Origin of the sequence: uncultured Frigoribacterium sp., from assembly GCF_963515265.1 — a bacterium.
Taxonomy (GTDB): Bacteria; Actinomycetota; Actinomycetes; order Actinomycetales; family Microbacteriaceae; genus Frigoribacterium.
Genome location: NZ_CAUPYL010000072.1, coordinates 1 through 11482, shown reverse-complemented (window position 1 = coordinate 11482; position 11482 = coordinate 1). Strand labels below are relative to the sequence as shown.

The window sequence follows — 11482 nt, the reverse complement described above, 5'->3', positions numbered from 1 at the left end:
GGCCGGTGGCGGCGGCCACGTCGGTCGACGCCTCCTTGAGCCGGGCCCCGTCGGCGACGAGGGCCTGGACCTGCGCGAGGCCCGCCGCCAGGTCGAACTCGCGCTCGGGGGCGCCCTCGACCACGACGCAGATCTCGCCGCGCACGCCCTCGGCCGCCCAGGCGGCGAGCTCGGAGGCGGAGCCGCGCCGCACCTCCTCGTGCAGCTTGGTCAGCTCGCGGCAGACGACGACGCGACGATCGGCGCCGAGCGTCGTGACCACGTCGCCGAGCGAGTCGCCGAGACGGTGCGGCGACTCGAAGAAGACCATCGTGCGGCGCTCGTCGGCGAGGGCCCCGAGCACCCGGAGGCGGTCGCCCTGCTTGCGCGGCAGGAACCCCTCGAAGCTGAACCGGTCGGTGGGCAGGCCGGAGACGGCGAGCGCGGTGAGCACGGCGGACGGACCGGGGATCGCCGTGACGGTGACGCCTGCGGCCGCGGCCGCCTCGACGAGGGGGAATCCCGGGTCGCTGATCGCGGGCATGCCCGCGTCGGTGAGGACGATCAGGTCGGCCGTCCGGGCCAGCTCGACGAGCTCCGCCGCCTTCTCGCGCTCGTTGTGCTCGTGCAGGGCGATCAGGCGGGGACGGTTCTCGACCCCGAGGGCGCGCATGAGGTGGATGGCGGTGCGGGTGTCCTCCGCCGCGACGACCTCGGCGTTCGTCAGGGCCTCGACCAGCCGCCGGGAGGCGTCGCCGAGGTTTCCGATGGGGGTGGCGGCGAGGACGATCACCTGCCCATTGTCCCCTGGCCGGGCCGCGGCCGCCGACGAGCCCGATGCGGGCCGAATACGATGGCCGGATGAGCAGCCAGGGCGATCGGGAGTTCGACGCCCTGCTCGACACCGGGACGGCCGCGGGGCGCGTCGCCCCGGCTGAGTCCGACGTGCGGGTCGACCTCGAGGCGGTGACCGGAGACGCGACGAGCGGCACGGCCACAGCTCCGGTCGCCCCCCGCCCGCCGCTCCGGATCGACGCGTGGTGGGGCCGCGTCCTCTCGACTCCCGCGCGACGACGCGCCTGGGCCTGGGGCGGACCGCTGTTCGTCACCCTGCTCGCCGCCGCACTGCGCCTGTGGGACCTCGGCCGGCCCGGCACCCTCGTCTTCGACGAGACCTACTACGTCAAGGACGCCTGGAGCCTCTGGAACCTCGGCTACGAGGGCTCGTGGCCGAGCGACTACGACGCCGCCTTCGCGGCCGGCGGGGCGGACGGCTTCCTGGCCGCCCCCTCCTTCGTGGCCCACCCTCCGCTCGGCAAGTGGCTGATCGGCCTCGGCATGTGGGCACTCGGGCCCGACGACCCGGCCGGCTGGCGGATCAGCACGGCGGTCGCGGGCATCGTCGCCGTGGCGCTCGTCGCGGTGATCGGCACGTACCTGTCGCGCTCGACGCTGGTCGGCACGCTCGCGGGCTCCTTCATGGCGATCGACGGGCACGCGATCGTGATGTCGCGGGTGGCGCTGCTCGACAACTTCGTGATGCTGTTCGGCCTGCTCGCCTTCGGGGCGGTGCTGCTCGACCGGAGGCAGAGCGCGAGGTCCCTCGACGCCTGGCTCGCGAGGAGGCGCGCGGCCGGCCGCGACACCGCCTGGGGCCCGTCTCTCTGGGGCCGTCCCTGGCTGGTGACCGCCGGGCTGATGTGCGGCCTCGCGACGGGCGTGAAGTGGAACGGCCTCTACTTCCTGGCCGTGTTCGCCGTCTACACGGTCGTCGTCGACGTGCTCGCGCGTCGACGGGCAGGCGTCGAGTTCTGGCTCTCGGGCTCGCTGTTCCGCCAGGCGCCCGTGAGCTTCCTGCTCACGGTGCCGATCGCCGCCGTGGCCTACGTCGCGAGCTGGACGGGCTGGTTCGTCACCGACGGCGGCTACTACCGCAACTGGGTCTCCGAGGGAGGCGAGCGCTGGTCGGGCGCGCTCGCCTGGGTCCCCGACACGGTGCAGAACTGGTGGCACTACGAGGCGGGCGTCTACGCCTTCAACGTCGGGTTGCACACCCCTCACTCGTATGCGGCGAACCCGTTCGGCTGGCTGCTCATGCTGCGGCCGACGAGCATGTACTACCAGGGGCTGGACCAGGGCCAGGGCGCCTGCGAGGTGGCCCGCTGCGGCATGGCGATCACCTCGATCGCGAACCCGTTCATCTGGTACGCGGCCGTCGCGGCCTGCGCGTACCTCGCGTACCGCCTCGTCCGCCGCCGCGAGTGGCAGGTCGGGGCTGTGCTGGTCGGCATCGCCGCGGGCTACCTGCCCTGGCTGGCGTTCTCGGGCCGCACCGTCTTCCAGTTCTACACGATCGCCTTCGAGCCCTACCTGCTGCTCGGGCTGGCCGGGGTGCTCGGCATCGTCCTCGGCCGCCGGACGGACCACCCCGACCGACGGCTGAGCGGGATCGTCGTGACGGGCATCGTGGTCGTCGTCTCGATCGCCGTCACCGTCTTCTTCTACCCGCTCTGGACGGCGCAGCTCGAGGACTGGGAGTTCATCCGGCTGCACTACTGGATCCCCAGCTGGAAGTAGCGTCGCCCCCGGTCGTTCCTCCCCGCCGTGGAGGCGCGGCTCGTCCTGTGAAGCTGCGTTACGCACCGAGGCGTCCCGTGACGCCCAGCGGCTAGCGTGGCCGCATGGCAGATCGTGACTACGGCTTCCGCACGCGTGCGATCCACGCGGGCAACGTCCCCGACTCGGCGACCGGGGCGCGCGCGCTCCCGATCTACCAGTCGAGCGCCTTCGTGTTCGACGACACGGAGGACGCGGCGGCGCGGTTCGCGCTGCAGAAGTACGGGAACATCTACAGCCGCCTGGCGAACCCGACGACCGCCTCCTTCGAGGAACGCGTGGCGAGCCTCGAGGGCGGCCTCGGCGCGGTCGCGACGTCGAGCGGGCTGAGCGCGCAGTTCATCACCTTCGCCTCGCTGGCCGGCGCGGGCGACCACATCGTCGCCAGCGCCGCCCTCTACGGCGGGTCGGTCACGCAGCTCGACGTGACCCTGCGGCGCTTCGGCGTCGAGACGACCTTCGTGCAGTCGAGCGAGCCGGCCGACTACGCCGCGGCGATCACCCCCGCGACGAAGCTGCTCTTCGTCGAGACGGTCGCGAACCCCTCCGGCGAGATCGCCGATCTCGAGGGCCTGGCCGAGGTCGCGCACGCCGCGGGCATCCCCCTGATCGTCGACTCGACCATCGCGACCCCGTACCTGAACCGACCGATCGAGTGGGGCGCCGACGTCGTGATCCACTCGGCGACGAAGTTCCTCGGCGGGCACGGCACCACCCTCGGCGGCGTGGTCGTCGAGTCGGGCCGCTTCGGCTGGGACAGCGCGAGGTTCCCGCTCTTCGACCAGCCCGTGCCGAGCTACGGCGGGCTCAACTGGTCGGGCAACTTCGGCGAGTACGCGTTCCTCACCCGCCTGCGGGCCGAGCAGCTGCGCGACATCGGGCCCGCGCTGGCGCCGCACTCGGCGTTCCTGCTGGCGCAGGGCGTCGAGACCCTGCCGTTCCGGATGCGCGCGCACGTCGAGAACGCGCGCGAGGTCGCCGAGTGGCTCGACGCCGATCCGCGCATCGAGCGCGTGCGCTGGGCCGGCCTGCCCGGGCACCCGCACCACGAGCGCGCGCAGAAGTACCTGCCCGAGGGACCGGGCTCGGTCTTCACCTTCGAGCTGGCCGGCGGACGCGCCGCAGGCAAGACGTTCATCGAGTCGGTCGAGCTGGCGAGCCACCTGGCCAACATCGGCGACGCGAAGACCCTCGTCATCCACCCCGGGTCGACGACGCACGCGCAGCTCAGCGAGCAGCAGCTCGTGGACGCCGGAGTGCTGCCGGGATCGGTCCGCATCAGCGTCGGCATCGAGGACGCCGCCGACATCATCGACGACCTCGACCAGGCGCTGCGCGCCGCGACGAAGGAGGCGTGACGTGAGCACCAGCGACACGGTCACCACTCAGCTGGCCAACGGGCGCACCTGCGAGCTGCCGTCGAGCTCGCCGCTCGCCGCGCTGCTGAAGTCCCAGCGCACCTGGGTCGGGCCGGACGCCCGAGCACGGCAGGCCATCCTCCGCTCCGCGAAGAGCGTCGCGATCGTGGGCGCCTCGCCGAACTCGACCCGCTCCTCCTACTTCGTCGGCACCTACCTGCAGCAGTCGAGCGACCTGCGCGTCTACTTCGTGAACCCCCGGGCCGACGTGATCCTCGGCGAGAAGGCGTACCCCGACCTGGCCTCGCTGCCCGAGGTGCCCGACATCGTCGACGTGTTCCGCAAGGCGAGCGACATCCCGTCGGTCGTCGACGACGTGCTCGCGAGCGGGGCCCGCACCATCTGGGTGCAGCTCGGCATCTGGAACGAGGAGGCGGCGCGGTACGCCGAGGAGAAGGGCCTGACCGTCGTCATGGACCGCTGCATCAAGGTCGAGCACGCCCGGTTCAACGGCGGGCTGAACTTGATGGGCTTCGACACCGGCGTCATCTCGTCGCGACGCTCGGGACGCTGAGAGCGGTCGCGACCGGCCCGGACGGCGGCCCGGCCGGCCGTCGTGGCGGACGTCGTGACGGCTGCCCGTGACGCTCTGTGAACGGGGCGCAGGCTCGATGACGGGGGCGGGCGCTACGGTGGCCCGCATGTCCCCCGTCATCTCCTCCCCCCTCGTCTCCAGCCAGTGGGTGGCCGACCACCTCGGCGCCGACGACATGGTCGTGGTCGACGTCTCGGTGCTCCCCGTGCGCGGTCGCGACGGCGAGGCGACCGGCCGCTTCACCACCGGCCGCGGCGAGTACCTCGAGCAGGGGCACGTCCCCGGGGCCGTGTTCGGCGACCTCATCCACGACCTCAGCGACGACCGGGCGGCGCTCCCGTTCACCCGGCCCGACGTCGAGCGCTTCGCCGAGGCAGCCGGCGCCCTGGGCATCGCCGCCGGCACGACGGTCGTCGCCTACGACTCGTCGGGCGGCCCGTGGGCCGCCCGGCTCTGGTGGCTGCTGCGCGCGGCCGGCCACGACGACGCGGCCGTCCTCGACGGGGGCTTCTCCGCCTGGGCTGCCGAGGGGCGTCCCGTCGACGTCGGAGCCGTCGAGCCCGAGCCGTCCGTGTTCGTCGCGCACGAGCGCCCGGGGCTGTGGGTCGACAAGCCCTTCGTCGAGGCCGTCGTGCGCGGCGACGAACAGGCGGCGCTCGTCTGCGGCTCGCCTCGTGCCGAGTTCGACGGCGTCGCCGGGTCACGACCTCGTCGTGGCCACATCCCCGGCAGCATCAACGTGCCGTCCACCGAGCTCGTCGACGACGGCTTGCACTTCGCCGAGCCCGCGCAGCTCGAGGCGGCGTTCGCGCCGGTCCTGGCGGCCGAGAAGGTCGTCGTCTACTGCGGCCAGGGCATCGCGGCCAGCGCGGACGCCCTCGCCCTGGTCCTCGTCGGGCACGACGACGTCGCCCTGTACGACGGCTCGCTCGACGAGTGGACGGGCGACGACGGCGCACCGCTCGAGTCGCTCGCGGCCTGACGCGTTCGCTACCTGAGCCGGAGCCGGCCGCTGTCGGTCGAGGGCGGGTCTTCTCGCCCTCGAGCCGGACGACCCGCCCTCGACTGCAGCTGCGGGCGGGTCGCTGGCTCACCGCAGCCCCTGCGTGGAGTGCCGCGTCTAGTCGTGGCGGGCCTGCGAACGGGCCTGCTCGGCGAGGTCGCGGTCGAGCTCCTCGACGCCGGTGACGGGCAGCCGGCAGACGAAGTCGTGGCAGAGGTACGCGGTCGCGTGGCCCTGTACGGCCGTGCGACCCGCGAAGAGCTCGAACCCGGCGTCCGCCAGCGCCACGGCGATGTCCTCGTCGACGACGCCCACCAGGACACCGGGGCCCAGGGTGCGACGAGCGCGCCCTCCCAGGTCGATCGCGACCGACGGCGCTTCCCCTGCTGCAGCCGAGAGCTCGCCCTCGACCTGGGCCGCGACGACCGGAGTGAGGACGGACGGCTCGACGACGAGCAGCTGCGTGGACGGCGCGGCGAGCTCCGCGAGCAACGAGAACGTCGTCCCGTACGCGACGGGCGAGTCGAGCGCCGCGTCGGCGGCAGGGCCGACGGCCAGCTCCGCAGCCCGGCGCCACCGCGCGTCGCCCGTGAGCCGGTGCAGCGTGAGCGCGGCGACGGCCGTCGCGGCGACCCCGGACGGGTAGGCGCCCTCGGACGGGTCCGCCGCGAGCGCCGTCCCCTGTGACCTCAGCACGGGGTCCGGCCCCGCCGGCGCCGTGAAGGGCACGCCCCCTTCCTCGTCCACCAGGCACGCCGACAGCAGCGACCTCGCGGCGACCGCGTACCGGGGCAGCCCCGTGGCGAGCGTCAGCTGCAGCAGCCCCTCGGCGAACATGCCGTGGTCCTCGAGCGTGGCCACCGCCTCCGACACCCCCGTCGACGAGGAGGCGCGCAGCAGCCGCCCGTCGGGGGTCACGTGCTCGTCGAGCAGCACGTCCGCGGCGCCGCGTGCGGCCGCCACCCAGTCCGGGCGGTCGTGTCGAGCCCCGGCCTCGGCGAGCGCCGCGATCGCCAGGCCGTTCCAGCCCGTCAGCACCTTGTCGTCGACGGGCGGAGCCTCGTGCCGAGCGCGCTCGGCGGCGTCCAGTGCGTAGAACTCGCCCTCCACGCGGCGACCGTCGATCGTGCTCTCCGAGTCCTGAGCCGAGCCGAAGGCGCCGCGCGGCGTGCGGAGACGACCGAGCAGGAACCCCGCGATGCCCGCCGCGACCTCGAGCGGTCCGAGGGCGGGCGCAGGTCCGCGAGCTGCACCTCCTGCGGTCTCGTCCGTGCCGTCACCGTCGGTGTCGGTGCCGGTGCCGGTGTCGGTGTCGGTGTCGGTGCCGGTGTCGGTGCCGACGGGCTCCGCCGGCTCGAGCAGGGCCAGCCGCGAGTACGCGGTCAGCAGCAGCGCGTTGTCGTAGAGCATCCGCTCGAAGTGCGGGTCGCCCCAGTCGCGCCGGGTCGAGTAGCGGAAGAAGCCGCCCTCGACCGGGTCACGCAGAGGCGACGCGGCCATGCGCCGCAGGGTCCGGGAGGCGAGGGCGAGTGCTGCGCGGTCTCCCCCGGCCCCGAGCCCGAGGAGTGCCAGCTGGGCCGGCGCGACGGGGAACTTCGGGGCGCCGCCGAACCCGCCGTGCTCGACGTCCTCGGCGGCGAGCACGCGAGCGGCCGCGTGCGACAGGGCCGCGGCCGAGGGCAGCTCGACCGAGCCGGCCGCAGGAGGAGCGGGCTGCGCCGCCAGTGCGGCCGCCACTCCGCGGGCGGTCGTGTCCACGTCGCCGCGGCGGGTCGTCCACGCCTCGGTGACGGCGTCGAGCACCTGCCGGAACGCCGGGTGGTCCTGCACGGGCTGCGGCGGGAAGTAGGTGCCTGCGAAGAACGCCTGCCCGGCGGGCGTCGTGAAGACGGTGAGGGGCCAGCCGAGCTGGGGGGTGAAGGCCGAGGCGGCGGCCAGGTAGCTGGAGTCGACGTCGGGGTGCTCCTCGCGGTCGACCTTGATCGCGACGAACCGCTCGTTCAGGTGCGCCGCGAGCTCGGGGTCGCTGAAGCTCTCACGGGCCATGACGTGGCACCAGTGACACGTCGAGTAGCCGATCGAGACGAGCACCGGGACGTCGCGCCGGACGGCCTCGGCGAAGGCCTCCGGGCCCCACGGCCACCAGTCGACGGGATTGTCGGCGTGCGAGCGCAGGTAGGGGCTGACGGCGTCGGAGAGTCGGTTCGTCACGCCTCCACGCTAGGCGCGTGCGCCGACGCGCGGCACGTCGCGCAGCGCCGGGCGGAGGGCACCTCCGACCGAGATGAACCGCGTTCCGAACCATGAACTGCGATATGACGCGGTTCATGGTTCGGAACGCGGTTCGCCGCGCACGGGCGTGCAGCGGCGGCCGCAGCCGCTGCGACTAGCCGCGAGACGGCACGTCGCGCAGCGCCGGGCCGTCGTAGTGCGACAGCGGCCGGATCAGCGAGTTGGCCTCGCGCTGCTCGATCACGTGGGCGCTCCAGCCGAGCACCCGCGACGCGACGAACAGCGGCGTGAACACCGCCGTGTCGAAGCCCATCAGGTGGTACGCGAAGCCCGACGGCCAGTCGACGTTCGGCTTCAGCCCCTTGCGCTCGAGCACGCCGGCGGCCAGCGCGTCGTAGACGGCGGCGAGCTGGTCGACCCGGGAGTCGCCGGAGGCGCGGGCCCGGTCGACGAGGCCGGCCAGCGCCTCCTCCATGGTCGGCACTCGGCTGTCGCCGTTCTTGTACACGCGGTGCCCGAAGCCCATGATCTTCTCGCGGCGCGAGAAGGCGCCGTCGAGCCAGGCCGCGGCGCCCTCGGCACCGCCCTCGTCGGCGACCCGGACGAGCAGCTCGAGGGCGGCCTCGTTCGCCCCGCCGTGCAGCGGGCCCTTGAGGGCGCCGACCGCAGCCACGATCGACGAGTGCAGGTCGCTGAGCGTCGACGCGACGACCCGCGCCGTGAAGGTCGACGCGTTGAACGAGTGCTCGGCGTACAGCACCATCGACGTGTCGAACGCCCGCACGTCGAGATCGTCGGCCTCGCGCCCGAACACCTGCCGGAGGAAGTCGGCGCTGTAGCCCAGGTCGTCGCGAGGCCGCACCGGAGGCAGGTCGCGCCTCCTGCGCTGGTCGTAGGCGATGACCGCGGGCAGGGCGCCGAAGAGCCGCGTCGCGAGGCGGCGGGTGTCGGTGGGGTCGTGCTCGCCCGGGGCGCGACTCGGCTCGGGCTCCGCGGCGCCGAGGGCGCTGATGGCCGTGCGGACGACGTCCATCGGGTGCGCCGACGTGGGGATCAGGTCGATGACGTGCTGCAGCCCCGGCGCGAGGGGACGCGCGGCCCGCAGCTCGGCGTCGAACGCGGACCGCTGCTCCGGCGTCGGGAGCTCGCCGTGCAGCAGGAGGAACGCGACGTCCTCGATGTCGCAGGAGGCGGCGAGCTGCTGCACCGGGTACCCGCGGTAGAGCAGGGAGTTGCTGGCCGCGTCGACCGACGAGACCGCGGTGCGGTCGACGACGACGCCGGCGAGCCCCTTGTGCAGCTCGGGCGCGGGAGGTGCGGTGAGGGTGTCGCTCATGGTCACTCCTTCGTGAGGTGAGGCGAGGTGGTGCGACGGTGCTGCGGTGCGGTGCGGTGCGGGTGCTGCGGCTCAGCGCTCGACCGTGAAGTCGAACACGCCGCCGTCGAAGGCAGAGTAGCCCTCGTAGTCGACGAGGTCGTAGAGGTCGGCGCGGTGCTGCATCCGGTCGAGGAGGCGCGCCTGGGTGCCGGTCGCGGCGAGCTCGTCGAGCCCGCGCCCGGCCTCGCCCATGGCGAGGCGCAGCAGCGTGACCGGCCAGATGACCATCCGCACCCCCGCGCTCCGCAGCTGCTCGGCCGTGTGCAGCTCGCCCTTGCCGAACTCGGTCATGTTGGCGAGGACCGGCACGTCGACCGCCTCGGCGACGGCCTCGAACTCGGCCAGGCCGGTCAGCGCCTCCGGGAAAATCGCGTCGGCCCCCGCGTCCACGAGCGCCTTCGCTCGGTCGACGGCGACGTCGAAGCCCTCGACCGCGCGCACGTCGGTGCGGGCCATCACGAGGAAGTCGGGGTCGCGGCGCCCCTCCACGGCGGCGCGGACGCGCTTGACGGCCGTGTCGAGGCCGACGACCTGCTTGCCGTCGAGGTGCCCGCAGCGCTTGGGGTTCACCTGGTCCTCGACGTGCAGGCCGGCGAGCCCGGCGTCCTCCATCGTCTGCACTGTTCGGGCGACGTTCATCGGCTCGCCGAAGCCCGTGTCGGCGTCGACGAGCGTCGGCAGGTCGGTCATCCGGGCGATCTGGCCGGCCCGGGTCGCGACCTCGGTCAGCGTCGTGAGGCCGATGTCGGGCAGCCCCAGGTCGGCCGCGACGACCGCGCCCGAGACGTAGACGCCCTCGAAGCCCTTCCGCTCGATCAGCCGTGCGCTGAGCGGGTTGAACGCCCCCGGCAGGCGCACGAGCCGGTCACCGGCGAGCGCCTCGCGGAGCCGGCGCCGCTTCTCGGCCGGGGTCGTCGTCGAGTACAGCATCAGAAGAGCCCGTCGGGCGAGGCCGCGTCGGACCGGTCGAGCGAGCCCGCCGGGGGCGTGAGCGTCAGCCCGGCGAGCTCGTGCGGCTCGAGCGTGCGGAGGCGCGTCGCCAGCCCCAGGAACCGCTCCACCTCCTCCTGCGCCAGCACCCCCTCTGCCAGCGTGCGGAACTTCCGCACGTAGTCCTCGCGCGCGAAGGGACGTGCACCGAGCGGGTGCGCATCGGCGACCGCGATCTCGTCGACGAGCCGCGAGCCGTCGGTGAACTCCACCTCGATCCGCCCGCCGAACGCCTTCTCGGCCGGGTCGGCGGAGTGGTAGCGCCGGGTCCACTCGGCGTCCTCGGCGGTCGTGATCCGCCTCCAGAGCTCGACCGTGTCGGGGCGCTGCGCACGCTCGGGCGCGTAGCTGCGCTCGTGGTGCCACTCGCCGTCCTGCAGGGCGACGGCGACGATGTAGGGGATCGAGTGGTCGAGCGTCTCGCGGCTGGCGGTCGGGTCGTACTTCTGCGGGTCGCCGGCGCCCGAGCCGATCACGACGTGCGTGTGGTGGCTGGTGTGCAGGACGATGCTCCGCACCGCGGCCGGGTCGCGCAGCTCGGGCCGCTCGCGTCCGAGACGGCGGGCGAGGTCGATCCAGGCCTGGGCCTGGTACTCGGCCGAGTGCTCTTTCGTGTAGCTGTCGAGGATCGCCCGCTTCGCCTCGCCGGGGCCGGGCAGCGGCACGGAGTAGCGCGCGTCGGGGCCGTCGAGCAGGCGGGCGACCACGCCGTCCTCCCCTTCGTAGATCGGGCTCGGGCTGGTCTGGCCGCGCAGCGCCCGGTCGATCGCCTCGATCGCCTGCTTGCCGGCGAAGGCGGGCGCGTAGGCCTTCCAGGTCGAGATGAGGCCCTTGCGCGACTGCCGCGTGGCCGTGGTCGTGTGCAGCGCCTGGGCGATCGCCTGCGCGGTGCGCTCGACGTCGAGGCCGAGCAGTGCCGCGATGCCGCCCGCCGCGCTCGGGCCGAGGTGCGCCACGTGGTCGATCTTGTGGGCGTGCAGGCTGATCGCGCGGGCGAGGTCGATCTGCAGCTCGTAGCCGGCCGCGATGCCCCGGACGAGCTGCTCGCCGTCTGCGCCGACGTGCTGCGCGACGGCGAGCACGGGCGGGATGTTGTCGCCGGGGTGCGAGTACTCGGCGGCGAGGAACGTGTCGTGGTAGTCGAGCTCGCGGACGGCGACGCCGTTCGCCCACGCGGCCCACTCGGGCTGGACGCGCAGCTCGGGGTCGAGGCCGAAGACGGTCGAGCCCGCGCGCGGGCTGCGGGCGTCCGAGCTGGCGATGCCGGCCGGGCCCGCGGCACGCAGGGTGCTCTCGGGGCGGTCGGTCGTGTCCGCGGGGCTGTCACCGTG

General features: G+C 73.7%; 9 protein-coding genes. 4 read left to right on the top strand and 5 right to left on the bottom strand.

The window, feature by feature from the left end; translation table 11 throughout:
- On the bottom strand, positions 1–772 hold a 772-nt coding region (gene rsmI, locus RWM17_RS07890), incomplete at its 3' end, for a 16S rRNA (cytidine(1402)-2'-O)-methyltransferase (protein ID WP_314102533.1).
- Between the two features lie 68 nt (positions 773–840).
- On the opposite strand from rsmI, the gene RWM17_RS07885 reads away from it, so the two are divergent.
- From RWM17_RS07885 to RWM17_RS07870, 4 genes are all read left to right on the top strand, one after another.
- Entirely contained in the window at positions 841–2556 is a 1716-nt protein-coding gene (locus RWM17_RS07885) for a phospholipid carrier-dependent glycosyltransferase (protein ID WP_314102532.1), read from the top strand.
- A gap of 104 nt (positions 2557–2660) precedes the next feature.
- Positions 2661–3953: an O-acetylhomoserine aminocarboxypropyltransferase/cysteine synthase family protein gene (locus RWM17_RS07880; RefSeq protein ID WP_314102531.1), complete on the top strand. Its 1293-nt coding sequence runs from the start codon at positions 2661–2663 to the stop codon at positions 3951–3953.
- A gap of 1 nt (position 3954) precedes the next feature.
- Entirely contained in the window at positions 3955–4527 is a 573-nt protein-coding gene (locus RWM17_RS07875) for a CoA-binding protein (RefSeq protein WP_314102530.1), read from the top strand.
- A 127-nt stretch (positions 4528–4654) separates the two neighbouring features.
- Positions 4655–5530 carry a rhodanese-like domain-containing protein gene (locus RWM17_RS07870; protein ID WP_314102529.1) on the top strand — a complete coding sequence of 292 codons (876 nt, stop codon included), beginning with the start codon at positions 4655–4657 and terminating at the stop codon, positions 5528–5530.
- A gap of 138 nt (positions 5531–5668) precedes the next feature.
- Here the strand turns inward: RWM17_RS07870 and RWM17_RS07865 are convergent, their stop codons facing one another.
- The 4 genes from RWM17_RS07865 to RWM17_RS07850 all read right to left on the bottom strand — a co-directional run.
- Entirely contained in the window at positions 5669–7762 is a 2094-nt protein-coding gene (locus tag RWM17_RS07865) for a DUF255 domain-containing protein (protein ID WP_314102528.1), read from the bottom strand.
- 175 nt (positions 7763–7937) lie between these two features.
- Positions 7938–9119 carry a bifunctional 2-methylcitrate synthase/citrate synthase gene (locus tag RWM17_RS07860; protein ID WP_314102527.1) on the bottom strand — a complete coding sequence of 394 codons (1182 nt, stop codon included), beginning with the start codon at positions 9117–9119 and terminating at the stop codon, positions 7938–7940.
- Positions 9120–9191: 72 nt separating this feature from the next.
- Positions 9192–10091, bottom strand: a complete 900-nt coding sequence (prpB, locus tag RWM17_RS07855; protein WP_314102526.1) for a methylisocitrate lyase — start codon at positions 10089–10091, stop codon at positions 9192–9194.
- Positions 10091–11482 (bottom strand): MmgE/PrpD family protein (locus RWM17_RS07850; RefSeq protein WP_314102524.1); only part of this gene is annotated, 1392 nt, incomplete at its 5' end. The genes RWM17_RS07850 and prpB, both read right to left, overlap by 1 nt.

What these genes read in the sequence shown, in the direction of transcription:
- RWM17_RS07885 (WP_314102532.1), top strand. Translation starts at nt 841, where the DNA reads ATGAGCAGCCAGGGCGATCGGGAGTTCGACGCCCTGCTCGACACCGGG.
- RWM17_RS07880 (WP_314102531.1), top strand. Translation starts at nt 2,661, where the DNA reads ATGGCAGATCGTGACTACGGCTTCCGCACGCGTGCGATCCACGCGGGC.
- RWM17_RS07860 (WP_314102527.1), bottom strand. Translation starts at nt 9,119, where the DNA reads ATGAGCGACACCCTCACCGCACCTCCCGCGCCCGAGCTGCACAAGGGG.
- RWM17_RS07870 (WP_314102529.1), top strand. Translation starts at nt 4,655, where the DNA reads ATGTCCCCCGTCATCTCCTCCCCCCTCGTCTCCAGCCAGTGGGTGGCC.
- prpB (WP_314102526.1), bottom strand. Translation starts at nt 10,091, where the DNA reads ATGCTGTACTCGACGACGACCCCGGCCGAGAAGCGGCGCCGGCTCCGC.